The sequence below is a fragment of the Streptomyces doebereineriae genome (genome assembly GCF_031845645.1).
GTDB lineage: Bacteria > Actinomycetota > Actinomycetes > Streptomycetales > Streptomycetaceae > Streptomyces > Streptomyces canus.
In genome coordinates, this window is the sequence record NZ_JAVREZ010000010.1 from 240,631 (window position 1) to 265,090 (window position 24,460).

Below are 24,460 nucleotides of genomic sequence, written 5' to 3' on the forward strand. Positions count from 1 at the left end.
CGCAACAGGACCTACGTACCGGCCGGGCGGGTGAACCCGTAGGCGCGCTCGACCTTGGCCACGTGGAGCGCGAACGAGGCATACCAGTGCTCGCGTCCGTACGCACGGGCGAGGGCGTGCTCTGCGTGATCCCGCCATGCGGCGATCGATTCCTCGTCCCGCCAGTACGACACCGTGATCCCCAGGCCGTTCGCACCGCGAGCGGCATCGACACCGAGGAATCCCGGCTGGTCGGCAGCCAGTTTGAACAACCGCTCGTCCATCTCTCCATAGCCGTTGTCGCCGGCGGTCCGCACTGCCGTGAACACCACCGCGTAGTAGGGCGGGGCGGGCAGCGACGCGGGCAGGGGATCGGTCACGCGAGTCCTCCAACGGACGGCACCAGCAGTCTCGCCTCAAACGATCTCGCGCACCGACCCGAACTCACAACCGTGCTGTCCCGTTGGTGACCCACCCTCCCAGGGGCCGCGATCGGCCGAATGCCGTCTGTCCACGGATCGGTGAAAGCCCATAGCGTGTGCGGCCTTCGCATCCTGGGAGGTCTCGTGAACGGTCTCCGTGCGGTCGTCGTCTGCCTGGTGATCGCGTGTGCCGCGGTGGTGTCGCCGGCTGCGGCCGTGACACCGAACCCTGCCGTGACACCGAGCTGGTCGGCGCTGCCGGTGCCGGCGGCGGCCCCGCCGGTGACGGTGTCCGATCTGGCCGCCCGCGGGCCGGCCGAGGCATGGGCGACCGGGTACGAACAGGCCGCCGACGGACTGCGGCCGATGTTGTACCGGTGGAACGGCACGGCGTGGAGCCGGGACACCACCTTCCCCGGTGCGGGTGAGCCGGGTTGGCTCGGCAAGGTGCAGTTCGTCGGCGCGGACATGTGGATCTTCCACAACCGCGCGGGAGAGGGCGAGATCCTGCGCCGGTCGGCGGCAGGGTGGAGTGCCGTCCCGTTGCCGCAGACCCTGTGGACCTACCAGGACTTCACCGCGACACCGGGTGCCGCGTGGGTGGTCGGTGAGGACGACACCGGGCTGAAAGTGCTGCACTACGACGGTTCCCGCTGGACCGCTCAGGCCACCCCGGCCGGGGTGCTGTACCTGATGGGAGTCACCGCGCGTACCGCCGACGACGCCTGGGCCTGGGCGGACACCAGCACCGGGACCACCGTCCTGCACTGGGACGGCACCGCATGGCAGGACGCGAAGGTGCCGCTCCCACCGGACAGCAACGTGCACACCCTCCTGCTCGAACCGGCCGGCCGGATCACGATCGGTGGCAGCCAGTACACCGACGGCGTGGCAAGCACCTACCTGATGAGCTTCAACGGACACGTCTGGCGCACCACCCACCCGCCGCTGGACGACACCTCCACCGAGGCCATGGTGCGCGGCCCGGACGGCGCGCTGTGGCTGCCGGTGCGCAGCGACCGCGCGTTCCAGTCGAAGTACGCGCGGGTGGACGGCCCCAGCACCACCTTCTCCTACGGCCCGGAGCGCACGAACGCGATCGACGTCAAACCGCGTGCGCTGACGAGGGCCGGGTCCTCACTGATGTCCTTCGGGACCGTCGAGATCTACGGCTCGAAACCGAACCTGATGAGCGAGCGGCTGGGAGGCTGAGCATGGCAAGAAGACTTCTCGTGGCGGCCCTCGCTGTCGCCATGACCCTCATCACCGTCATGGGCTCGGCCGCGGCGCAACCCCTGTCCTGGCAGCACGTTCCGGTTCCGGCACAGGTACGCCCGCAGGCCGCGCTGAACGAGGCCGTGGCGCTCGGCCCGGACCGGGCGTGGGCGGTGGGCGCCGACGCCGTGGGGCGCGAGGCTCCTGGCTTCCCGCTGGTGCTGCGCTGGGACGGAACCGCGTGGCACCGCCAGAGCCTGTCCGGGATCGGCTGGCAGGGCGAGCTGCTGTCCGTCGCCGCCACCTCACCGACCATGGTCTGGGCGGTCGGCCGCGATGCGGCGGGCGGCGCCCGTCTGCTCCGCTTCGACGGCATCGCCTGGTCCGAGAGCGGGCCGCCGCCCGGTGTGGTGCTGACCAGCATCGTCGCCGGCGGCGGTGAGGCCTGGCTGATCGGTTCGCGGGACGGTGCCCAGGTACTGCTGCGCCGGGACGGGAGCGCCTGGCGGGACGTGCCGGTACCGCCGGGATCGGTGTATGGGCTGCACATAAGGGCGGCCGACGACGTCTGGGCCGCGGGCGCCACCGACTCGGGTGCGGCCGTGTCCCATTGGAACGGGCAGGCGTGGCAGCAGACGATCGTGGACGGGTTCCCGCGGTCCGCCGTGGGCAGTGTGCTGGCGGTCTCGCCGACCGAGGTGTGGGCGGGTGGCACGGCCGGGTTCGTCGGCGGCCCGCCGGGCCGGCCGATTCCGCCGCTGCTGCTCCGCTTCGACGGGCAGACGTGGAGCCGTGTGAGCGTCCCCACCGATTTCGGCTCGATCAGCTCACTGGCGGCCTCCTCGGCCGGCGGACTGGCCTGGGTCTCGGTGGCCCGCTCGCAGAAGTGGGGCCCGGCCGGCAGCTCTCCGCCGCTTGTCCCCGGGCCCGACTTCCTCGCCTGGAACGGCCAGTCGTTCACCGAGTACAGCGAACCGGCGGTGGCAGGAGAGGGAGACTCGCGGACCCTGCGGCTGGCGCCGGTACCCGGTACCGACGCGGTGTGGTCGGTCGGCCGCGCCGACGGCCCCGGAGGCACCTTCGCGCCCCGTACGTTGCGCTTCGGCTGAGCAGAAATCCATCCCCTTCCCCGGATGGCTCGGCACATGCACGGCTTCCCTCATTCGAGAGACATACGGCACACCCACCGAAGAACTAGTCGCGACGGGGTAACCGAGTTCGGGTAAGGGCGGTCAGACGCACTGTTGCCGTCTGACGACAGAAGCCGGGAAGCAACACAACAACCGTGTCGGACGTACGGGGAAGGACCTGTCGAGAGGTGACAAAGACGCTGTCGGCGCGATCGTCGGTTCAGGCGGTCCGGCTGCCGGAATCCGCCGCGTCCTCGTGTATCTGCGTGGCCGCGGCGAAGCAGAACGCCTCCAGCCCTTCCAGCAGCGCGACCCGCTTGGCGGCAGGCATGTCCGCCAGCACGGTCTGCAGCTCCCTCTCCCTGCGGGCACGCAGGTCGACGAGGAAGGCGCGGCCCGGGCCACTGAGATGCAGCCGCACCTCACGCCTGTTCTCCTCGCTCACGACCCGCTCGACGAACCCGGCCGCCACCAGCCGGTCGCACAGCCGACTGGTGGACGGCGGGGTCGAGGCGAGGGACTCGGCGAGGGTGCGCAGGTTGATGCCGTCGTGGTGTTCGAGGATGTGCAGCACCCGAAGCTGCGAGGCGGAGGTGGGCGCGGTCGAGGCCCGGCCCCACACGACCTCCAGCAGCTCGACGGCTGTGGTGGTCACGCGTGCGACCTCATCGCGCTCTGAGCGGCGGCGGAAGTCAGTCACGATCACACTCTCGCAGGCACTGGGCTGCTGTCAGCGTACTAGGCACACGCGCTGACCACACGGGACCGGGATGGCCGAAACGGCCCATCGAGGGGGGCGACCTCGCGAGTGGGACCCGTACGTCGTCCGGCGAAGGACAGGTGTATTTCGCATCATGAAGAGATTCTTGGCCGTTGAACGCGCTCTGCGCACAGCGGCCCCCCACGAGTTGCTCGACGCCATCCGCGCCGTACTGATCGAGCAGTACGGCGCGGAGGACGTCGAGCTGTTCATGGCCGACTACGGCCTGAGCGTGCTCCAGCCGGTGTCGGTGCTGCCGCACACGCTGGAGCCGGTGTCGGTGCGCAACAGCCCGCCCGGCCGGGCCTTCGGTTCCCAGCAGCCGTACCGGGAGGAAGGGCGGAACGGGCGGACCCGCCTGCATCTGCCGGTCAGTGTGCGCGGCGACCGGCTCGGCGTGCTGTCGCTCACGCTGTCCGACGGCGACGCCGCGCACCGGTGGGAGTCCGAACTGACCGACATCGCCGACGTACTGGGGCACGAGGTGGTCGTGGCCGAGCGCGACACCGACGTGTATCTCCAGGCGCGGCGCAAGGACCGGCTGACGCTGGCCGCCGAGATGCAGTGGCAGCTGCTGCCCGGCCGCGCCTGCTCCCGCCCCGAGTACGACCTGGGGGCCCAACTGGAGCCGGCCTACGCCATCTTCGGCGACAACTTCGACTGGTCAGCCACCGCCGACCATCTGATGCTGTACGTCACCAACGGCATGGGCGAGGGCATAGAGGCGTCCCTGCTGACGAACCTGGCCATCAACGCGCTGCGCAACGCACGGCGCGCCGGGCTCCCCATCGCGGACCAGGCGGCCCTGGCGGACCAGGCCGTCTACGCCCACTACCGAGGGCACTGCTACTTGTCCGTCCTGATGTTCGACTTCGATCTGGCGACCGGCCGGGCGAGCGTCGTGGACGCCGGCTCCCCGCAGTTGCTGCGTCTGCGCGGCGGGACCGTGGAACGCGTCGCCTTCGAAGCCCAGCTCCCACTGGGCATGTTCGAGGAGACCGACTACGTGGCGCAGGACTTCCACGTCGAGCCCGGTGACCGGCTGGTCTTCGTCAGCGACGGCGTCCATGCCGTGGCCTCCCCCAAGGGAGAGGCGTACGGGGAGGCGGCGCTCGCCCGGGCCATCCACTCCACGCGACTGCTGCCCGCCGCAGAGGTGCCGCGCGCCATCCTGCGGGAGCTGACCGGCCACCGCGGCGAAGCCATGCCGGACGACGACGCCCTGATCGTGTGTCTGGACTGGCGTGGCAGACCGGAGTACGAGTGACAGGCGAACCGACTCCATGGCGGCGACCGCATGTTGTTCGCCCCACACGCTCGCGTTAACGTTTGCCATGCGGCAATAATTGCCACATGGCCTGACCGCCCGGCGGGCCCTACGGCCACGCAGGCAAGGAGACGATTCAGGTGGCGGAGCAGGACACGGCCCCCGGGACGGCGAAGGAGCTGGGTGCCTTTCTGGAACGGCGTCGTGAACAGATCGCCCAACACTGGGCGGACGCCGCCCTGTTCCGTACGGTCTTCACCGTCTCCCGGGACGAGGCGGTCGAGGCGTGCAAAGCGGTGGTGGACGCCCTGGCCGACGTGGCCCGCTCCGGGCAGCTGGAGGATGTCGAGGCTCCGGGATTCGGCACCGTGAGAGACCAGCTCGGCCGGATGGCCGCGGCCCGGGCCGGGGCCGGGTTCACGCCGGCGCAGATCGCCGGCGAGGTCGCGGGCCTGCGCGAGCCCGTGACCGCACTGCTGCGTGCCGAGTTCGAGGACGACGCCGACGACGAGCGGGTCACCGCGTGCACGCAGGCGCTGGCGGTCCTGACCGCCACACTGCGTCTGGTGATCATGGAGACCACGGTGAGCGCGGGTGAGGAGCTCATCGCCCGGCAGCGCCAGCAGCTGCTCGAGGTGGCCACCCCCGTCATCAAGCTGTGGGACGGCATCGTCGCCGTACCGCTGATCGGCACCCTGGACAGCGCCCGCAGCCAGGTCGTGATGGAGAGCCTGCTGGAAGCCATCGTGGACCAGCGCGCCGCGTACGCCATCCTCGACATCACCGGCGTCCCGACCGTCGACTCGCTCGTGGCCCAGCATCTGATGAAGACGGTCGCCGCGGCCCGGCTCATGGGCGCGGAGTGCATCGTCTCCGGGATCCGTCCCGCCATCGCGCAGACCATCGTCCAGCTCGGCATCGACCTCGGATCGATCATCACGCGGGCCGGCCTCGCCGACGCGCTGGCCTACGCGCTCACCCAGCAGGGCATCGTCGTCTCCGCGCGCCCGGTCACGGAGGCGGGCCCACGGTGACCGGCCTCCCCGCCATGCATCCCGGCCCGGGCCCCGTACCGGTACTGGCGCTGGGAGACGTCCTGCTGATCACCCTGCAGGGAGAGCTGCACGACGGGGCGGCCGAACAGCTCCAGCACGACATCTCCCGGCGCATCGCGTCCAGTCCGATGCCCGTCGCCGGTGTGGTGATCGACCTCTCCGGCGTGGAGATCATCGACTCCTTCCTCGGCCGTGTCCTGGCCGAGATCGCCGCGAGCGCACGCCTGCTGGCCGCGCGCACGATACTGGCCGGCATGCGTCCGGCGGTGGCCATCACCCTGGTCGAACTGGGTCTCACCCTGCCCGGCCTGAGCACCGCCCTGAACGTCGAGAAGGCCCTGTCCCTGCTGGGCCGGGTCTCCTCGGCGGCTCCGACCGCTCACCTGGAAGAGGGTGCATGATGCATGCCCCCATCACCTCGACCACGCGTCTGCCCATCGGCTCGGACGCCGACCTGGCCTGGGTACGGCAGCAAGTGCGCCAGACCACTGCCGACCTCGGCTTCAACCTGGTCCAGCAGACGAAGCTGGTGACCGCCGCCAGCGAACTGGCCCGCAACGCCCTCGTGCACGGCGGCGGCGGATACATGGAGATGACGGTGCTGACAGAAGGCGCCCACCGCGGGCTGCGGCTGTCCTTCGTCGACGCGGGCCCCGGCATCCGGGACGTCGAGCTCGCCATGACCGACGGTTACACCACCGGCGGCGGCCTGGGCATGGGGCTGAGCGGGGCCAAGCGGCTCGTCAAGGAGTTCGCCCTCGACAGCCGCCCCGGCCAGGGCACCACCGTCACCGTCACCGACTGGGTCTCCGGCCTGCCCGCGCCCCGCACAGGTGCGCCTTGAGCAGGGTGTGGGACATCCCGGTGCAGGACAGCACCCGGGTCCGGGACGTACGCGTCGCCGCCGAAGCCGCCTGCGCGGACGCGGGGCTGGACGCGCATTCCACGGCGGTCGCGGCGCTGGTGGCCACCGAGTTGGGCACCAACCTCGTCAAGCACGCCGGCGGCGGCCGCGTCCTCATCAATCTGGCCGCCCCCTCCGACACGTGCGCCGAGGGCGTGCCCTGCGTGCAGATCGCCTCACTCGATCACGGACCGGGCATCGACAACGTCCCGGCAGCGATGCGAGACGGTCACACCACCGCCCCTTCCTCATTGGGGGCGGGCCTGGGCACCTGCCGACGTGTCTCCAGCGAGTTCGACCTGCACAGCCGACCGGGTCGGGGCACCGTCGCGGTGGCACGCATCGCCCCGGCCCGGGCGCCCGGCGGCCCTCAACGCCGGGAGGCCCGCTCGCGTACGGGCACCCGGGCCGGGGGGATCACCACCTCCCTCGCCCATGCCGAGCACTCCGGAGACGCCTTCGGCCGGGTGCGCTCCGGTCCACGCGTCACGCTGATGCTCGTGGACGGGCTGGGCCACGGGGAGAAGGCGGCCCAGGCGTCCACCGCCGCCGTGGAAGAACTGCGCCGGTGTGCTGATCTGCCGCCGGCCGAGATCCTGCGAAAACTGCACGCGGCACTGCGGACCACGCGAGGCGCGGCCGTCGGCGTCGCACAGCTGGACGAGGACAGCGACCGGCTCTCGTTCGCCGGTGTCGGCAACATCGGCGCCAGGCTGCGCACCGACGGCGCGTGGCGGCCCCTCATCTCACACCCCGGCATCGTCGGAGCCCACTTCCCCGCCAACGTGCCCCTGACCGCGACCGCCTGGGCACCGGACAGTCTGCTCGTCCTGCACAGCGACGGGCTCCCCAGCCGCTGGACGCCCCCCGGCGACCCCCGACTCGCCGTGCACGACCCGGCCGTGGTGGCCGCGGTCGTCCTGAGGGACGCCGGCAGCGCTGCCCGCCCCTTGCGCGACGACGCCAGTGTGGCCGTACTGACTCCTGCTCCCCGGACGGACCCGCATGACCGCACCCACTGACGTCTGGAAAATCGCGTCCGTCGTCGACGCCGCCCGGGCCCGCGCCGCCGTCGACCGCATCGCCACGGACGCCGGGGCACCGGCGCTGGAACGAGCCCGCCTCCTGAGCGCGCTGACGGCGTGGCTGCGCCGCTGCCTCGGCCGGGGCGGAGAGTGGGAACTCCTGCTCCACGTCCGGCAGTCCGCCGCCGGGCAGACCGGTCGACTCGAGGCTTCGTTGAGCCCGGTCGGCCATTGCGGGCCTGGCCCGCTGGACGAAGCGCCCTCACTCACTTGCTCTCTGCCTCACCAGCCCGCCCAGGACGCTCCGAGCGTCGCCACCTCGCTGCCGGAGGCCCTGCTGCGCGCCGACGAGTACACCGCAGCGGTGCTGAACCTCCTCGACGAGCAGGAAAGCCTGGTCCGGCTGCACCGGGAGGAACTGCATCAGACCAACCAGGGTGTTCTGGCACTCCATGCCGACCTGGAGGCCTCGGCACGCGCGCAGCGCGAGCTCCTGGAAGCCGAGCGCACCGCGCGCGCCGAGGCGGAGCGGGCCCGGCGCCTGCTGACCTTTCTCGGTGACGCCAGCGCCGCCATCACGTCGTCGCTCAGTCATACGGCCATCCTGCGCCGCCTCTCCGACATGCTGGTGCCGGACTACGCGGATCATCTCGACGTCTGGCTCTTCGACGAGGAGGAGTACGCGAACCACGACGACGAGCACGCACCCCGCGTCCGGGAGCACTCGGCAGCTGCCGTGGCCGCCGCCCGCACGGGCCGTCCCCAGCACGCCGCCGCTCACCCCGGCGGCCTGCCCGGCGTCGACGACCTCCCGCCCTCCGCCCTGTCCCCCCAACGACCGCTGCTGGCCATCCCGCTCGTCGCACAGCGCCTGCTGGGCGTCCTCACCCTCACCGCCCCCGGCCCCCGCTTCGACGAGGACACCTCCGTCATGCTGGTCGAACTCGCCCGCCGCGTCGGCGTCGCCCTGGACCACGCCCACCGCTACCAGCAGTCCCGCAACACCGCCGAAGCCCTGCAGCGCGCCCAGCTCACCGAGTTGCCCACTCCGCCCGGCCTGCTGCTCGCCGCGCGCTACCTGCCCGCCACCTGGGGCATGAACATCGGCGGCGACTGGTACGACGCCTTCCTCCAGCCCGACGGCAGCCTGCTGGCTGTCATAGGGGACGTCACCGGCCACGGACTGCACGCCGCAGTCGTCATGGGCCAGTTGCGCACCGCCCTGCGCGCCTACGCCGTCGAGAACGCCACGCCCGGCGAGATCCTCACGCGCCTGCACCGCATGCTCGGCCACCTGCAGCCGGACCTGTACGCCACCGCGCTGATCGCCCGCTTCCGGCCCGGCGAACCGGAAGTGGTCTGGGCGTCGGCCGGCCACCCGCCCGCCGTCGTGCGCGCCGCCGACGGCACCGTACGGGTCCTGGACGCCAAACCCGGCGTGATGCTCGGCATCCCGCTGCACTATGTGTACACGGATCACCGGGCCGAACTGCCCGCCGGTTCCTCCCTGGTCCTGTACACCGACGGCCTGGTCGAACGCCGGGGGCTGGGCATCGACCCCGGCATCAACCGTCTGAGCCACGCCCTCGCGGCGCTGAACACCCCGGAGCTGGAACAGGACCTGGACGCCGCCGCCGACGCCCTGCTCAAGCCCCTCCTCCACGACTCCGAACGGGACGACGACGTCTGCCTGTTGCTGTGCCACACCGTGGCGCCGTAACGGACACGAGTTCACCACTGGGGGCCGCGACGGCCGGAACGACCGCCGGGGCCGACCGTCCGGTCAGCGTTCGGGGCCGTCGATGTTCCTGCCGGTATCGCCCTGAGCGGTCAGGAAAGCCCGCAGGCCGCCACCCAGCGCCGCCCGCTCGCCGGGTTCCATGGCCGCGAGGACCACGGCAAGCGCCTGAGATCTGCGCGTGGCAACCTCGTTCAGGATCTGCCGGCCGCGGCCCGTGAGCACGAGCTGAACCTCACGTCGCCTGTGCGGATGCAGCAGCCGCTCCAGCAGGCCGGCCGCCTCCAGCCGATCGCACAACCGACTGGCAGTGGGCGGACCTATGTCCATGCTCTCCGCCAGAGTGGTGAGATTGAGACCCGGTTCCGACTCCAGGACCCGAAGAGCCCTCAGTTGGTGCGGCGACAGCCTCAGACTCGCCCCCTGGGCGGCCACCGACCACACGTTCGCGAGACCGTCCACGGCATCGGCGATCTCCAGCGCGACGGAGAGTGGGTCATCACCCGGTCCGCTCGACCGGCCGTCCCCCGAGCCACTGAGACGAGTCACACACGCATCGCTTTCAGTAATCGCCTGGCCATGCAGATACCGCCCTCATTCAAACGCGGTACCCGATGAGTCGTCGACCAAGCACTGGCGAACACATCAGGCGGCTCGGCCTGGACGCTTCGCGAGATCTCGTGAGTCCCAGCGGACGGGAATAAGCAAAGGCAAGGAGAGAACTCTCCTTGCCACTCTTAAGTTATAGCGCGCAGGGGGGCTTGCCGCAAGACCCGGGTCGTCGCGCACAATCGTCGGCCGAGGCCACAACCTGCGGAAATGGGGAAACGACTTGTTGTCGACCGACTCGTCGATGGAGAACGCAACCGGGGACGGTACCGCGAGGAGCGAGCGGTACGTGCTGGATCTTCAAGAGATTGACGAGAGTCAGATCGCCGTCGTCGGCGGCAAGGGCGCGCACCTGGGCGCCCTCTCCCGGATCGAGGACATCCGGGTACCGGCGGGCTTTTGCGTGACGACGGACGCCTTCCGGCGGGTCGTGGCGCAAACGCCGTCGATCGACGATCGCCTGGATCAGTTGTCGCGCGTGAACGCGGACGACCAGGAGGCGATCCGCACACTCAGCGCGGAGATCCGCCGGACCATCGAAGAGATCGCCATCCCGGGCGATCTCGCGGCGGCGATCACTCAAGCGTTCGCCCGGTCCGGCGAGCAGGCCGCCTACGCCGTGCGATCCAGCGCCACGGCGGAGGACCTGCCGACGGCCTCCTTCGCCGGCCAGCAGGACACGTACCTGAACGTCGTGGGAGCGACGGCGATCCTTCAGCACATCAGCAGGTGCTGGGCCTCACTGTTCACCGAACGGGCCGTGGTCTACCGCCGACGCAACGGCATCGACCACCGCACGGTCCACATGGCCGTGGTCGTGCAGCAGATGGTCTTCCCGCACGCGGCCGGCATCCTGTTCACAGCCGACCCCGTCACGGGCGACCGGACGGTCGCCACCGTGGACGCCGGTTTCGGCCTCGGCGAGGCCCTGGTCTCCGGTCTGGTGAACCCGGACGTCTACAAGGTGCGGCACGGCGAAGTCGTGGCCAGGACGATCTCCGCCAAACAGCGTGCCGTTCACGCCCTGCCGTCCGGCGGCACACAGGAAGTGGGGATCGACTCGCAGCGGCAGGAGCACCCGGCGCTGACGGATGCGCAGGCGGTCCGGCTCGTGCAGCTCGGGCGGCGGATCGAAGCGCACTTCGGCCGCCCGCAGGACATCGAATGGTGTCTGGTCGACGACGATTTCCACATCGTGCAGAGCCGTCCGATCACCACGCTGTTCCCCGTTCCCGAGAGCGGTGACCAGGAGAACCACATCTATGTCTCCGTCGGTCATCAGCAGATGATGACCGATGCCATGAAGCCCTTGGGGCTCTCCATGTGGCGGCTGACGGCCATGGTGCCGATGCACGAGGCCGGCGGGAGGCTGTTCGTCGACGTCACCCGGCGCCTGGCCTCGCCCGCGAGCCGCGCCGGCCTGCTGGACCTCATGGGGAAGGGCGATCCGTTGGTCCGGGACGCGCTGGAGACCGTCCTGGACCGGGAGGAATTCGTCCCGTCGCTCCCGGACGCGTCTCCCGGCGCGCCGTCGGCCGCCGTCCCGCCTGCCTCGATCGAGACCGATCCGGCCATCGTCACCGGACTGATCGAGCGCAGCCAAACGTCCGTCGCCACCCTCCGTCGCGACGCCCGGACAAAGACCGGACCGGCGCTGTTCGACTTCCTGCTGGAGGCCTTTGAGGAGCACAAACGCGTCCTGGGTGATCCGCTGAACCTTCAGGTGATCATGGCGGGAATGGAGGCCACGTGGTGGCTCAACGAGAAGCTGGAGGAGTGGCTCGGCGAGAAGAACGCGGCTGACACGCTGACGCTGTCCGCCCCCGGCAACATCACGTCGGAGATGGGACTCGCGCTGCTCGACGTCGCGGACGCGATCCGCCCGCATCCGGAGGTGGTCGGGTTCCTGGAGGGCGTCGAGGACGACGGCTTCCTCGACGAGTTGGTGAAGCTCCCGGGCGGGACCGAAGCGCGCGATGCCATCGAGGCCTACCTCGACCGGTACGGCATGCGCTGCGTCGCCGAGATCGACATCACGAGGCCGCGTTGGCGCGAGCGCCCCAGCACCCTTGTTCCCGTGATCCTCGACAACGTCAGGAACTTCGAACAGGGCGCGGCCCAGCGGCGCTTCGAGCAAGGCCGCCAGAAGGCGCAGCAGAAGGAACAGGAGGTGCTGTCACGCCTGCGGACCCTGCCGGACGGGGCACGGAAGGCCGACGCGACCAAGGGCATGATCGAGCGGGTCCGCACCTTCATCGGATACCGGGAGTACCCGAAGTACGGCATCATCAGCCGCTACTTCGTCTACAAGCAGGCCCTGTTGGCGGAGGCCGAGCGCCTCGTTCAGGCGGGCGTGCTTGCCGACAAGGAGGACGTCTTCTACCTCACCTTCCAGGAGTTCCACGACGTCGTGCTCTCGAAGCAGGTGGATGACCAGCTCGTCCAGCAGCGCAAGGACGCGTTCCGCTCGTACCAGGCGCTCACACCTCCCCGGGTCCTCACCTCGGACGGCGAGGCTCTCAGCGGGGCGTACCGGCGCGACGACGTGCCGGCGGGCGCCCTGGTCGGCCTGCCTGTCTCCACCGGGACCGTCGAGGGAAGGGCCCGCGTCATCCTCGACATCGCGGAGGCCGATCTCGAAGAGGGCGACATCCTGGTCACGACGTTCACGGACCCCAGCTGGTCGCCGCTGTTCGTCGGCATCGCGGGCCTGGTGACGGAGGTGGGCGGTCTGATGACCCATGGCGCGGTGATCGCCCGGGAGTACGGCTTGCCGGCCGTCGTGGGCGTGGAGCAGGCCACCCGCCGGATCCGGGACGGGCAGCGGATCCGCGTGCACGGAACCGACGGGTACGTCGAGATCCTGCCTTGACGGATCCACCGAGAGGCCGGTTCGTGGCTGCGGTGGCGGGCCGACGGCTCACGGGAGCGACTCGCCTCCGTGAGCATGGTGATCAGGTGGCGCTCCTGGTGCTGACCGCCGGTACCGTCCGACATGGCCGTGTGCAGCAAGTTCAGGCCATCGGGGTGGCGACCGCGTCAGGGTGATCGGTGAGGTAGTCCTGGAGCACCGACAGGAAGCTCGGGTCGGGGCCGAGGCCGAGTGCGGCGGCGCGTTGGTGGTCGAGGACGGCCGGCCATGAGCCGACGATCGCTTCGACCGCCGGGTCGGGGGCGACGGTGACCCGGTCGGCGACGGTGTCACCGGCCACCTGGCGCAGGGTCGCGAGCATGTCGGCGACCGAGACGGTCAGTGCGGGCAGGTTGACCGGCAGCGGGCCGTCCAGGCGCCCCGGCCCGGTGCCGCGTTCCGCCTCGGCGACGCGGAGGATCCCCGCAACGGTGCGCCGAGGGGAGGACAGAGCCACCTTCAGGCCGGGATCCACCGGGCAGACGGCGGGCAGGCCCGCGAGCGGTTCGCGCACGATGCCGGACAGGAAACCGGAGGCTGCCGCGTTGGGCCTGCCCGGACGTACCGCCACCGTCATCAGCCGCACGACACGCCCGTCGATGAAGCCGCGGCGGGTGCAGTCCGCGATCAGGTGTTCGCACATCAGCTTCTGGGTGCCGTAACTCGACCGCGGTACCGGCACCGTCGACTCGCTGACCGCCGGTGGCAGAGGCAGGGCCGGGTGGGAGCCGTAGACGGCGACACTGCTGGCGAACAGCATCCGCACCACCGGCCCGCCCTGCCGGGACTGCGCCCGCGCCGCCTCCAGCAGCCCGCGCGTGGCGTCCACGTTGGCACGCATCCCGAGATCGAAGTCGGCCTCGCACTCGGCCGATACCGCGGCGGCGAGATGGAACAGCACGTCCACCGGCTCGGCGAAGACCGTGTCCAGTTGCTCGAGCAGTTCCCCCCGCACCACCTGCACCGGCACCCCGGCACCTTGTGGCTCGTCGGGCCAGGCCACGCGGTCGACCAGCACCAGCCGGCTGATCGGTTCACCGCCGAAGGCCCCCGCCCGCAACAAGGCGCCGACCAGCAGTCGTCCGAGGAACCCGGACGCACCCGTCACGACGATTCTCACCCGTTCGTCTCCTCTCGTCATGCTGCAATACGTTACGACTGTGATCGACTACGACGCCGAGATCGAGCGAATACTGGGCGGACCTCCGAGCAAGCTCGCGTTCCGTGCTCTGTGCGCCGCTCTCGTCCGTGCGGGCAGTCCTGCGGGCCTCGTCTCCCTGTGCCACGAGCGGCTGGCTTCGTGGCCCGACCGGATGCGGGAGGCACCGTGGTCCTGGCTCGCTGCTCTGGAGGCCGGTCACACGAAGCCGACTTGGGAGCTTGTACGGTCCCTGCAGCTCCGGTCGGCGCGGACCGGCATCCTCGATGCTGCTCTGCCGGATCCTCGGTCCCGGTCCGAAGTCCGCGGGGTCACCCATCTCGACCTCGGCTGGTACGCGAGTGATCGCCTCGCCGCCTTGGTGGAGACCATGGAGTCCTGGGAGGATCTGCGGTCGATCCAGGTCGGCGGTCTCACCGACATGGACGGCGCGTTGCTCACGAGACTCGCCGGCCGTGCCGCTCTCGTGCGGCTCGAGTCGCTGGACCTGGTGAGCGTTCGCGAGGACATGTGGCATTTCAAGAAGCCGCCGTTCCGACCGCCCGGTGGGCAGGCGTGGCGGCTGCGGCACGCGGGGCTACGGGCACCCGACCTGGTCCACTTGATGCGCTCGGGGCTGGTGCCGGACCTGCGCTCCGCAGACGTGCTCGTGTGCGACTTCGGTGAGGCGAGGGATCTCGCCGGCTGTGCGGAACTCGCCCGGCTGGAACGGCTGTCGATCGGGTTCCGTTGCGGGAAGAACGGACGCCAGCCGCTGTGGAAGCCGTACTTCGGCAATGTCATCGATCAGGACGACGAGGCGTGCGAGGCGTTCTTCGCGTGCGCCGATCTGGCGAGCCTGCGCAGTCTGACGGTGCGGGGCACGGCGATGGGACTCGGCCGCGAGGGGCTCGGTGCCCGCGGCATCGATGCCGTGATCGGCAGCGGTGTACTGCGACAGCTGACCGAGCTGAACCTCGAACTGCTCCCCGTCGGCGACGCGGCCATCTCGGGTGTCCTCGAAAGCCTCGACCGCGGCCGCATCGAGCGGCTGAAGCTCGCCGATCTCGTCGCCACCGACGTCACGGCCGCGGCCTTCGCAGCCGCCGGCGCCTTTCCACGCCTGCGCCACCTCGATGTGAGCCGTAATCACCTCGGCGCAAAGGGGGCCCAGCAGCTGGCCGCCGACGTCCGGATGCCCGTACTGGAGCACCTCGACCTGAGCGGCCGGGAAGGCGGCTCGCCTTACTACGGGCGACCTGAGGTCCAACCCGTCGGTGACGCGGGCGCCGCGGCCTGGGCTTCGTCCCCCAACGCCGGCACGCTGACATATCTGAACATGGCGGCCACCGGACTCACCGTGAACGGGCTGACCGCGTTGATGACATCCGAACGGCTGCACAGGCTGGGCGGCCTCGACCTGGCGTGCAATCCGGTCGGCAGCTGGCCGGCACACCTGCGCGACGCCCCCGTCTGGCGCACCCTGCGCACGGTCGACGCCGCCGACTGCGGACTCGGCGACGACGACATCGAAGCCCTCGCAACCACCGTCTCGGCCCCGTGTCTCCACAGCGTTTCCCTGGCCTACAACACCATCGGCCCACGCGGCGCGAGAGCGCTCGCCGCGTGGGCCGCCCTGCCTCAACTGTGGGAACTGAACCTGCACGACAACGTCCTGGGGGACGACGGGCTGACCGCACTGGCCTCCTCCGGGGCAGCCCAGCGCCTGCTCGAACTCGACCTGGAACAGGACTGCTGGAATGCCCACGCGCGCGGAAACGCGACACAGTCGCCAGCGCTGTTGCTCGACCGTGCGGCGTTCCCCAGCCTCGACGCGATCTTCCTCGGCATCGTCGACGAGTACCACGACGCGCGGTACTCCAGCGGGTTCCCCTCCCCCAGTCGGCAGGAGCTCGCGTCGGCTCCCACCACCCGGCCCGAACTGGCCGCGTTCCTCACCCACCTCGACGTGGAGCAACTCGACGACGACGGGGACGACGCCGACACCGAGGGATCGGACGACGAACGCGCCGAGTACGACTTCCGCACCGAACGTGCCGTACGGCACGCCGAGTTCATCGCCGTGGCCCAAGACTTCGCCCGACGCATGATCGAGGGAGACATCGGTTGGCCGCCGCCACTCACCTCGGACACTTCCTGAACGTACCCGCATCCTCATGGCCACCTGCGGATACCAGGGCAGAAGTCGCAAGCCAGGACGCCACCATGTGCCGAACTCGTGAAAGATTGACGGGAGTTGTGAAGAGCGACAAGAATGCGGCTCGCTCGCTGTCACTGAAGCGAGCGAAGTGACGCGAGTGGCTCAGACACGGGTTGCATTCCCACTTTCCGCCTGCCGCGGCTCCTCGCGTCCTGCCACCTCCCACACTCACGAATCCGCCAGGACATATCTTGACGCGTCTTTCACGCTCCAGAACGTCGGCCGCTGTTGCCGCAACCGCCTTCATCGCCACTGCCACTCCCCTGTTCGGGGCCGCTGCCGCCAGTGCCACACCCGCGGGCGGCTGCCAGACGGCCACGGTTCAGTACCGCTTCGTCGACGCCGCAGGAAAGCCGGTCGGTGCCGACTGGACCTCACAGGGCGGCTTCCACCAGTGGTCCACCGCCCCCGGCACCGTCGAGGTTCGGCTGGCTCCGGGGCAGACGGTCGGCGAGGGCTGCAAGTACCCGGTCTCACTGGCCGAATACACCACCGAGGGCCCGAACTGGTACACCTCCGGTCTGCAGACCCTCGTCGACCACGCCACGGTCTATCTCGGCGCCGATGACCTCCCCGGCGCCGACGACGCCAAGCGGACCTGGCAGAAGCTCACGGTGAAGACGCCGGACTGCTACGGGCAGATCGACCTGTACGGCGACGACGTCATCTACGACGGCGGGTCGGGCGAGGGTCATGGGCCCGCGCCCTACCAGCCCGACAACGTCGTCACCCCCTACCACCTGATCGCGGCGTGGAACGGCGGCGACAAGTCGTGCACCCCCGAGCAGCCGAACTCCCCCACACCCCCGGCCTCCCCGTCCACACCGGACAGCCCGAGCAGTCCGCCCGCCAGCCAGCCGCCCGCGGACCAGACGACTCCGCCCGCCACGTCCACGACCCCGCCCCCCACCTCCTCCACTCCCCCCACCACCCCGGACGTCCCCCCGCTGGAGTCGACGCCCCCCACCTCCCCGGCGCCCTCGCCCAGCGACAGCACTCCGCCGCTGGCCGAGACCGGTTCCAGCGCACCGGTCGGTCTGATAGCCGGCGGCGCGGCCGCGGTGATCGCCCTCGGGGCGGCCGCCCTCTACGGCACCCGCCGCACCCGACGCTCCTGACCAGGACCGCAGCCGGCACCGCCATGCGGTGAGACGTCCGGCAGTCTCGCCCCAGGCACCGGACAAACCCAATCGGCCGGGACAAGGGCCTGGGGCGAGACGTTGTCGTTGCGGAAGACGGTCTGGGACGAAGTCGTCAATCCCCACACCGGCCCCCGGCAACTGACCGAACACACCGCCGTGGTCAAGCCAGACGCGGACTGGATCACTCCCAGCACGGGACGTCTGCCGCCGGAGAAAGCTTTCGCTTAGAGGTAGGACCAGCCGCTCAGTCGCTCAGTGGGGCGAAAAGGAACACGATGGTTCACGGTTGCGCGACACGCACCGGGGCTCAGCCCACACGAAAAGCAACACGACCTGCGTGGGACACAGCGCGTACGACAACAAGCTGGGACCGACAGCAGTGCGAGAAGTCGTACTGCACGTTCTTCCCTATTGAATCTACGTGTTGCAGCAGTACGTGTTGCGCGTGGAGAGGGACGTGTTGGCTATGACCTGGCGAGTGCACTGGGTGACGAGGACGCATGCCGCAGCGGTGAGTGATCACCCTGTTTTGAGGGATTGGGCCGACCTCGATGTACGTGAGGAGGCCAGCCGGATTGACCCGGGGGACGTGTTCTTCACGGGCCCGAACTACCGCGTCGACCCGAGGCTGACGCTGTACACGACGCGTTCGGCGTTCGCGCATCTGGCCAGGAAGACGCGGCGGAACTACGCCGGGGGCTGCTGCCTGTTCTTCAACTTCCTGTGGCAGCAGGAGAAGAATTGGTGCGACGCCGATGCCGAGGACCTGCTGGACTTCGAGGACTGGAGGCGCTGGTCGCCCCGCAGTCCGGCGCGGATCGGCGGTTCGAAGTGGAACCGCGAACTCGCAGCGCTGTCCCGGTCTACAAGTGGGCGACGGCCAAGAAGTACGTCGCGGCCAACCCGGTCCTGGAGCGGGAGGTGCTGGGCTTCGACGGCGAGATGGTGAGCGTCCCGGTCCAGCGTGCGAAGGACGCGCGGTCGACGAACGTGAAGTGGCTGACACCGCGGACTACCGGTTGTGGAGGGACGTGGGCCTGCGCGGTTACACGGTCGACGGGCGGCGGGATCCGTCGTTTCGGGGCCGCAACGACGACCACAACGCCGCCTACTCCGACCTCCTGTTCTCCTCGGGGATGCGGTTGTCGGAGGGCGGTTCGCTGCTGACGTTCGAGGTCCCGGCTTTGGAGGCGAGTATGAAGCGCTACTTCAACGGGCGCTTGGCAAAGGCAGCTACGAAGAGTCGGCGTGAGCGGACGTTCTACGTTGCGGTCGAGGATTTGCGATGGTCGCGGCCTACGAGCGGACGACGCGGCGGGCGGTGATCCGCCGGGCCCAGTCCAAGGGCCGCTACGACGCGATGGACGACATCTGGGCCTTGGAGAAACGTTCCGGCTGGCAGCAGTCGACCCTGCACTTCCGGGACGAGAAGGGCCGACTGGTCGAGCGAGATCTGACGTCGCTGGACGTCGAGGAACGGCAGCGGCTCTGAGCACCGGCGAGACGCCGTTCTACGTCGGTCGGCACGGACGACAGCGACCCGACTCCCGCTACACCGAGGCACTGGGCAGCGACCGGTCCGAGGACACGTGGATGCGGCTTTTCCTGACCACCGACGAGGCATGCGCGCTGATGACCTTGATGATCGCTTCCTACGGCTGGAACGCGACGCCGGTCATGGAGTTGAAGGTGCCGGACGCGAGCCCGGACGCCGGGGGCGAGGGCCAGATCATCTATCGGGTCGAGCTGGAGAAACGTCGCCGGAGTCACGCCATGCGCTACGAGACACGGAGCCTGGCCGACTGGGGGGGCGGGCTCCCCGGGACGGCTGATCACGCACGCGATCCAGGCCACGACCCCGGCCCGGGAGACGCTGAAGAACCTGGGGGAGCCCATCGACCGGCTCATGGTCTGGCGCCTGGGCCAGCGCCGGGCCGTTTACGGCGAGGGGCCCGTCGGGCTGTTTCGGGCCGAGAACTTCATGCCCGACGTCTGGCGCAACTGGCGCGATGACCTGGGCGGCGGCGTGTCGCTGAACCTGCGGCGCCTGCGGAAGACCGTGGTGATCGCGCATCAGCGCCAGCACAACCCAGCACAGCCAGAACACCCACGACGAGGTCTACGTCCTGCCCGATCCGCGCACGCACACCAAGGCTCAGCCCGTGATCGTCGAAGGGATCACGGAGACGATCGAGTCGGCCCGCACGTCCTTCACGGCTCAGATCAGCCGGGCGGCCACGGACGCGGGGAAGGACACCCCGACCATTGGCGGTTCAGTACGGTCACATGCGCACGCTGATCAGCCAGGGATACGGTTCGCGCTCGCGCGGCGGGATTCACGACCTGCTGGACTTCGAGACCGTCCGCAGCGTCGCCGAGCACCTCAGCGAGGTCCACGAGGCCATCCAGGAGGGTGAGGGGATCTCCGGCCCGGCGGCGAGACGACTGATCCATGCCGCAGCCCAGGAACACAGCCGCTTCGGCGGCATCATCGCCTCCGTCCGTCAGGCCCGCAGCCTGCTGGCCGACCCGACGCTGAACGTCTTCGAGAACAAGGAGGCATTCCTGTTCTGCAACTACGACCGCGCCAAGGCGCTCTGCCAGCCGGACCGCGACGGCAAGAGCGAGGCACCGAGCCTGGGCCGCTGCAAGGTCAACTGCGCGAACATCGCCCGCACCGACGACCATGCACGCCAGCTGCGGGAGGCGGCCGAAAGCCTGGGGCAGCAGACCGCATCCGGGGCGGTCCCCGAACCGCTGGCCGACCGGCTGCAGGAGCGGGCCCAGTCCCTGATCGGGCTCGCCGACCAGCACGACACCGACCGCGTCCTGGCGGGAACGGGGCTGGGCGATGAGCCCCGACAATGAGAGGGAGACCATCCGGGCCGCGATGGACCGGCTGCTGGCCGGAACCCCGCTGAGGTCTGACGGAGCTCTGACCGTCCTCGCGCTGGCTGCCGAGGCGGACGTGAAGCGGCACGTCCTCACGCACCGGCATACCGACCTCAAGGACGAGTTCTACGCCAAGGTCCGAGCTCAGCGGCACGTTCCCGACAGCGAACGCAAGCTGCGGGAGGAGCTGAGGAAGACCAAGGAACGGCTGGCCGAGGTGATCGCGGAGAACACCCGGCAGCAGGCCGAGATCGAGACGTTCGCGCGGGTGGTAAACGTCCTGACCATTGAGAACGACCAGCTTCGCGGCGAACAGGGCCGCAAGCGGGCCCCGGTGGTGGCCTTGCGTTCTGGGCCCGCAGCGAACTCGTAGTCGCGGACGGCCGTCTGGTCCTCCTCGCTTCGTCGGCAGGACGAGACGGCCGGGGAGCCGGTCAGACGGCGACTTCGGTGCGGATGCGCTCGATGAAATCGTGCGCCGCTGGCTCGCGCCGCCAGGGGGCCAGAGCGGTGTTGAACTCGCAGACATCGCTTCCGAATCGCGCCGAGTGCCCTATCGCTGTCGGTGCCCGCCGCTACGCTCATGGGTCATGGCACCCGTAGTCAAACCCGAGACGCTCCGGTCGGCCATCGCCAGCGCGGTTGCTGAGCTGAAGTCCTACGACGTTCCCGCTACGACCCCTACACTGCGGCGCTTCGGCCTGGCCCCGGTCCCTTGGAACGGCAGCGAATGGATTTTCTGATGCTGCTGCCCCATCGTGAGCGCGTCGTTATCGAAGTCGACGGATCCCACCACTATTCGGTTGATGGGAAGGCTAAACCCCGACTCTACTCCGAGATGGTCTCCGAAGACCGCCGCCTGAAGTTGGCTGGCTACGAGGTCTACCGCTTCGGTGGTCACGAGCTCGCAGCGCAATGGAGCCGCGCACATAGTCGTGGGCTTCTTCCGGCAGCTCTTCGACCGCAAGGGCATTGTCCTGCCTGGCAACCTCACCGGCGGCACAACCACCAGATCATGATTGCCAACCAGAGACGCGAGGACTGATTTATGGGGTTCGACACATATTTGAACGTCGGTGATTGCGTTGCTCTTCAGTGGCGCAAGTATGCCAGCTCCCTTCCCCGCCTCCTCTTTCGGTACGACCAGTTACATATTGAGCACATGGATGACGATTCCTATCCATCCGATCAAGTGCACTTTGAGGGGAAAGCTGAAGAGGCACTTGCAAACCTCTCGAACGCCGGGATCGGTTGGCATGCAACGATCGACGCTTATTCACAGATGCGCTTCAATGGGCAGGCGGCTGGAATGTATATTGCCCACGCAAACTTTGAGAGGAACGTCGACTGGAATGCTGCCGAGGTAGAGTTTGAGAAAATTTCCCCAGAAATTGATCTGGTAAATCTTGGCAAGCTCATGGCATATCAGTGGAGGAAGGGCGACCGTCAAGGCGAGGAGGCGTCAGAAGACGATTCGGTAATCCTTCTTCGTGACCTCAATTACGATGGCAGTCTACCTAATTCCGGCAATGCGGCATCGCAGGCATTTAGGGACGCACAAGAGGCTGGGGTGGATAACCCCTTTGCGGCAGCAAGAGCCGCGGAGGTTTTGGCAGTGCTGGACCGTGATGCGCCGCTTCTGGTATGGCCTATGGTCCTGTCGGTGTTCCTGCAGCACTTGCCCTCAGATACGCCCATTGTCCTGGACATCAGCGAGGCTGCCGCTGAGCGCCAAGGGGTCGACCCTCATGCATACGCTGCCCAATACTGGGAGGATTCTGCGGAAAGTCTCAGCAGCACGGCACAGACCCTTGGCCGCCTCTTTGGCGTACTCTCCGCCTTCGATAGTAAGCTGGGCCGAGATTTCTGGTTCGCTCGAGCGGCGGATATTCTGAAACGCCTAAACTCGCTGCGCGATTCTGGAGATGAATCCTCGACGAAAGAGCGCGGGGATGCCCTTGAATCCCTATTTGATGCACTGATGAGAACGGAAGAACCCGAGCTGCAGGTGATTGAAAAGAATTTCCGGACCACCGAGGAAGAAATTGATATTCTCGCCAGTAATGGCCTCCTTGATCCATTCTGGTTGGCTCATGGGAGCCCGCTTATCCTTGTCGAGTGCAAGAACTGGACGAGCAAGCCGGGAGTTCCAGAATTGCGGATTTTTGAATCGAAAGTCCGTGATCGTGGAGCCCTATGCAAGATTGGTATCTTCGTGTCAACCTCAGGGTTCACGAAAACGTTCCTTAAGCGCCTCAAGAAATTTCAATCGGCCGATGGCATCATCTTTGCAGTCGACGGCGCAGATCTCGATCAAATCGTCACATCGAAGTTGAGGCTGACGGATTGGTTGCGTACCTCAGGGATCCGCCGATCGCTCGGCGAGTAGCCGCCCAGACTGCCGCGGGCGGGGGGCACAAACCGGCCGACTGTGACCTACCTGCTGGTGAAGCGCTCCCAAGACCATGACCCAGCTCGGCAAGCCGCCCTCACCCTCGTCGATCACCCACAGCCGGGTGCCGTCGGGCTGGCGGCGCGCGACTTCGGAGGTGATTGCACCCGGCAGTACCGGGTTCTCCAGGGGCAGCCCGGTGGAGGTCAGTGCCAGGTCGCCGACGACGCGGCGTTCCTTTGGGATGTGAGGGCATCTTCGGGGTGCCGGCCAGCATCGCCTCGTAGGCTTTGCGCAGTCCGCTGTAGCCGGTGCTGGCCGAACCCTGGAAGTACAGGGCCCCGATGGGCTCGTACAGCGCGAGCACGCCGTCGGTGTCCCCGGCCTCGGCGCGCTCGAGCCACAGCCGACCCAGATCCTCGGGCTTGTGCGCCTTTCGCGACCGTGGTCGGTGACCGCCGGCTTCTAGGCCTGCCCTGGGCTCTGGGAGAACATGTACTTGTGGATGCGCCACCCGTCCGGGGTGCGACGCAGCACGAACAGCTCGCGGAAGTAGGCCTGGGAGCGAGTGCCGTCGGCCACGGCAGTCACCGTGACGGGCTGCTCGGATCGGACGATCGCGATCTCGTCGTAGACCTCGGTCGAGACCACCTCCACGTTGACCTCCATCCCGATGGCGGCGAAGGTGCTGGCGTAGAAGGAGTCAACGGCGTCGCGGCCGCGCAGGCTGGGCAGGTTCTCGGGGATGATCTCGGCCTCGTCGGCGTAGAGCCGCAAGATCGTGTCAGTGTCCTTGATCTGCAGCGCCTGCATGTACGCCTCGACTACGCCGACCGCGTCGGCGGTGCTGTTGTTGTTCGTCATGTGGTGCTCCTCTGATATTTGGTTGGCAACCCACACCACACCGTGCCGGTGACGTGCCAACTTTTCCGTTTGTGTGAGCCGGTCAGTACGCGACGTGGACGAGGCGGCGGGTGAGCTCGCCCCGCTGCAACTCGTCGACGAGAGCGACGGCGTAGTCCTCGGTGCTGATGTGGCTGTTGCCCTCGCCGTCGCTGAGCAGTTGGTGATCGCCTGTCCGGTACGCGCCCGTGCGCTCGCCGGGCGTGATCACCGCGGGTGGGGAGAGGTAGGTCCATTCCAGGTCGTCGGCGTTGTCGCGGACAAGCTCGAACAGCGCCACCTGGGCGCGAACCGGCGGCAGGGCGTCCTCGGGGAACCCGGGGGTGTCGACGACCCGTGCACCGGGGGAGACCTCCAGGCTGCCCGCGCCGCCCACCACGACCAGGCGACGCACCCCGGCCCTGCGTACGCCGTCCAGTACGCCGCGGCCCACCTCCAGCAGTGACTCGGTGGCCTCGATGCCGCCTCGTGGCGGTGACACGGCCAGGACCACCGCGTCGTGGCCGGCCGCCAGGCGCGCGACGGTGTCGGCGTCGCTCGCGTCCGCCGCGAGGGTGCCGTCCTTCCCGCTGCGCGTGACACCCGTCACCTCGTGGCCCCGCTCGCCCGCCTCGGCAGCGATCCGGCTGCCGATCATCCCGGTGGCTCCGAACAGCAAGATGCGCATCCCATGACCTCCTTGTAGTCATCGCGTGTGCCGCGCACACGCCTTCACCTAGAAGGTATCAATGGGATACTGGTTACTTCAAAGATACTG

At 68.8% G+C, this 24,460-nt stretch carries 21 protein-coding genes; 15 read left to right on the forward strand and 6 right to left on the reverse strand.

Features of this window, described 5'->3' with window-relative positions; translation table 11 throughout:
• Window positions 1-11 precede the first annotated feature (11 nt).
• The gene (locus RNB18_RS28335; protein WP_311716930.1) at window positions 12-359 is read right to left on the reverse strand and encodes an antibiotic biosynthesis monooxygenase family protein; all 348 of its coding nucleotides are present in this window, start codon (window positions 357-359) and stop codon (window positions 12-14) included.
• A gap of 186 nt (window positions 360-545) precedes the next feature.
• Here RNB18_RS28335 and RNB18_RS28340 point away from each other — a divergent pair, with 186 nt between their 5' ends.
• Both RNB18_RS28340 and RNB18_RS28345 read left to right on the forward strand, forming a co-directional pair.
• Window positions 546-1,613 (forward strand): hypothetical protein, encoded by a 1,068-nt coding sequence (locus RNB18_RS28340; protein ID WP_311716931.1) that lies wholly within the window; start codon window positions 546-548, stop codon window positions 1,611-1,613.
• A gap of 2 nt (window positions 1,614-1,615) precedes the next feature.
• Window positions 1,616-2,725, forward strand: coding sequence for a hypothetical protein (locus RNB18_RS28345; protein ID WP_311716932.1), 1,110 nt, complete (start codon window positions 1,616-1,618; stop codon window positions 2,723-2,725).
• Between the two features lie 241 nt (window positions 2,726-2,966).
• On the opposite strand, the gene RNB18_RS28350 is transcribed toward RNB18_RS28345, so the two are convergent.
• On the reverse strand, window positions 2,967-3,401 hold the full coding sequence (locus RNB18_RS28350) for a MarR family transcriptional regulator (protein WP_311716933.1): 435 nt from the start codon (window positions 3,399-3,401) through the stop codon (window positions 2,967-2,969).
• A 199-nt stretch (window positions 3,402-3,600) separates the two neighbouring features.
• Here RNB18_RS28350 and RNB18_RS28355 point away from each other — a divergent pair, with 199 nt between their 5' ends.
• The 6 genes from RNB18_RS28355 (at window position 3,601) to RNB18_RS28380 (ending at window position 9,477) form a co-directional block, all read left to right on the forward strand.
• Window positions 3,601-4,773, forward strand: coding sequence for a PP2C family protein-serine/threonine phosphatase (locus RNB18_RS28355; RefSeq protein WP_311716934.1), 1,173 nt, complete (start codon window positions 3,601-3,603; stop codon window positions 4,771-4,773).
• 134 nt (window positions 4,774-4,907) lie between these two features.
• On the forward strand, window positions 4,908-5,807 hold the full coding sequence (locus RNB18_RS28360) for an STAS domain-containing protein (protein ID WP_311717034.1): 900 nt from the start codon (window positions 4,908-4,910) through the stop codon (window positions 5,805-5,807).
• Window positions 5,804-6,229, forward strand: a complete 426-nt coding sequence (locus tag RNB18_RS28365) for an STAS domain-containing protein (protein ID WP_394817680.1) — start codon at window positions 5,804-5,806, stop codon at window positions 6,227-6,229. Before RNB18_RS28360 ends, RNB18_RS28365 begins: the two co-directional genes overlap by 4 nt.
• On the forward strand, window positions 6,229-6,672 hold the full coding sequence (locus RNB18_RS28370; protein WP_311717036.1) for an ATP-binding protein: 444 nt from the start codon (window positions 6,229-6,231) through the stop codon (window positions 6,670-6,672). Before RNB18_RS28365 ends, RNB18_RS28370 begins: the two co-directional genes overlap by 1 nt.
• Entirely contained in the window at window positions 6,669-7,754 is a 1,086-nt protein-coding gene (locus RNB18_RS28375) for a SpoIIE family protein phosphatase (RefSeq protein ID WP_311716935.1), read from the forward strand. Before RNB18_RS28370 ends, RNB18_RS28375 begins: the two co-directional genes overlap by 4 nt.
• Window positions 7,738-9,477, forward strand: a complete 1,740-nt coding sequence (locus RNB18_RS28380) for a PP2C family protein-serine/threonine phosphatase (RefSeq protein WP_311716936.1) — start codon at window positions 7,738-7,740, stop codon at window positions 9,475-9,477. Before RNB18_RS28375 ends, RNB18_RS28380 begins: the two co-directional genes overlap by 17 nt.
• 63 nt (window positions 9,478-9,540) lie before the next feature.
• Here the strand turns inward: RNB18_RS28380 and RNB18_RS28385 are convergent, their stop codons facing one another.
• Window positions 9,541-10,044, reverse strand: coding sequence for a MarR family winged helix-turn-helix transcriptional regulator (locus RNB18_RS28385; protein ID WP_311716937.1), 504 nt, complete (start codon window positions 10,042-10,044; stop codon window positions 9,541-9,543).
• A 304-nt stretch (window positions 10,045-10,348) separates the two neighbouring features.
• Between RNB18_RS28385 and rph the strand changes: the two genes are divergently transcribed.
• Window positions 10,349-12,976 carry a rifamycin-inactivating phosphotransferase gene (gene rph / locus RNB18_RS28390; protein WP_311716938.1) on the forward strand — a complete coding sequence of 876 codons (2,628 nt, stop codon included), beginning with the start codon at window positions 10,349-10,351 and terminating at the stop codon, window positions 12,974-12,976.
• A 142-nt stretch (window positions 12,977-13,118) separates the two neighbouring features.
• Here rph and denD read toward each other — a convergent pair whose 3' ends face one another.
• Window positions 13,119-14,135: a D-erythronate dehydrogenase gene (gene denD / locus RNB18_RS28395; RefSeq protein WP_311716939.1), complete on the reverse strand. Its 1,017-nt coding sequence runs from the start codon at window positions 14,133-14,135 to the stop codon at window positions 13,119-13,121.
• Window positions 14,136-14,154: 19 nt separating this feature from the next.
• Here denD and RNB18_RS28400 point away from each other — a divergent pair, with 19 nt between their 5' ends.
• From RNB18_RS28400 to RNB18_RS28425, 6 genes are all read left to right on the forward strand, one after another.
• Window positions 14,155-16,314 (forward strand): leucine-rich repeat domain-containing protein, encoded by a 2,160-nt coding sequence (locus RNB18_RS28400; protein WP_311716940.1) that lies wholly within the window; start codon window positions 14,155-14,157, stop codon window positions 16,312-16,314.
• Between the two features lie 251 nt (window positions 16,315-16,565).
• Window positions 16,566-17,492 carry a hypothetical protein gene (locus RNB18_RS28405; protein ID WP_311716941.1) on the forward strand — a complete coding sequence of 309 codons (927 nt, stop codon included), beginning with the start codon at window positions 16,566-16,568 and terminating at the stop codon, window positions 17,490-17,492.
• 1,309 nt (window positions 17,493-18,801) lie between these two features.
• Window positions 18,802-19,008: a hypothetical protein gene (locus RNB18_RS28410; protein ID WP_311716943.1), complete on the forward strand. Its 207-nt coding sequence runs from the start codon at window positions 18,802-18,804 to the stop codon at window positions 19,006-19,008.
• Between the two features lie 794 nt (window positions 19,009-19,802).
• Window positions 19,803-20,384 (forward strand): hypothetical protein, encoded by a 582-nt coding sequence (locus RNB18_RS28415; RefSeq protein WP_311716944.1) that lies wholly within the window; start codon window positions 19,803-19,805, stop codon window positions 20,382-20,384.
• On the forward strand, window positions 20,368-20,781 hold the full coding sequence (locus RNB18_RS28420; protein ID WP_311716945.1) for a hypothetical protein: 414 nt from the start codon (window positions 20,368-20,370) through the stop codon (window positions 20,779-20,781). Before RNB18_RS28415 ends, RNB18_RS28420 begins: the two co-directional genes overlap by 17 nt.
• A gap of 789 nt (window positions 20,782-21,570) precedes the next feature.
• A complete protein-coding gene (locus RNB18_RS28425; RefSeq protein ID WP_311716946.1) occupies window positions 21,571-22,797 on the forward strand; it encodes a restriction endonuclease in 1,227 nt (408 codons plus the stop codon).
• Between the two features lie 468 nt (window positions 22,798-23,265).
• Here RNB18_RS28425 and RNB18_RS28430 read toward each other — a convergent pair whose 3' ends face one another.
• The gene (locus RNB18_RS28430) at window positions 23,266-23,664 is read right to left on the reverse strand and encodes a YybH family protein (protein ID WP_311716947.1); all 399 of its coding nucleotides are present in this window, start codon (window positions 23,662-23,664) and stop codon (window positions 23,266-23,268) included.
• Between the two features lie 82 nt (window positions 23,665-23,746).
• Entirely contained in the window at window positions 23,747-24,370 is a 624-nt protein-coding gene (locus tag RNB18_RS28435) for an NAD(P)-dependent oxidoreductase (RefSeq protein ID WP_311716948.1), read from the reverse strand.
• Window positions 24,371-24,460: the final 90 nt, after the last annotated feature.

Coding starts and splice junctions, on each gene's coding strand:
- RNB18_RS28345 (WP_311716932.1), top strand. CDS start 1,616: ATGGCAAGAAGACTTCTCGTGGCGGCCCTCGCTGTCGCCATGACCCTC.
- RNB18_RS28355 (WP_311716934.1), top strand. CDS start 3,601: ATGAAGAGATTCTTGGCCGTTGAACGCGCTCTGCGCACAGCGGCCCCC.
- RNB18_RS28370 (WP_311717036.1), top strand. CDS start 6,229: ATGCATGCCCCCATCACCTCGACCACGCGTCTGCCCATCGGCTCGGAC.
- RNB18_RS28380 (WP_311716936.1), top strand. CDS start 7,738: ATGACCGCACCCACTGACGTCTGGAAAATCGCGTCCGTCGTCGACGCC.
- rph (WP_311716938.1), top strand. CDS start 10,349: ATGGAGAACGCAACCGGGGACGGTACCGCGAGGAGCGAGCGGTACGTG.
- RNB18_RS28400 (WP_311716940.1), top strand. CDS start 14,155: ATGCTGCAATACGTTACGACTGTGATCGACTACGACGCCGAGATCGAG.
- RNB18_RS28410 (WP_311716943.1), top strand. CDS start 18,802: ATGGTCGCGGCCTACGAGCGGACGACGCGGCGGGCGGTGATCCGCCGG.
- RNB18_RS28415 (WP_311716944.1), top strand. CDS start 19,803: ATGCGCACGCTGATCAGCCAGGGATACGGTTCGCGCTCGCGCGGCGGG.
- RNB18_RS28420 (WP_311716945.1), top strand. CDS start 20,368: ATGAGCCCCGACAATGAGAGGGAGACCATCCGGGCCGCGATGGACCGG.
- RNB18_RS28425 (WP_311716946.1), top strand. CDS start 21,571: ATGGATGACGATTCCTATCCATCCGATCAAGTGCACTTTGAGGGGAAA.
- RNB18_RS28430 (WP_311716947.1), bottom strand. CDS start 23,664: ATGACGAACAACAACAGCACCGCCGACGCGGTCGGCGTAGTCGAGGCG.
- RNB18_RS28435 (WP_311716948.1), bottom strand. CDS start 24,370: ATGCGCATCTTGCTGTTCGGAGCCACCGGGATGATCGGCAGCCGGATC.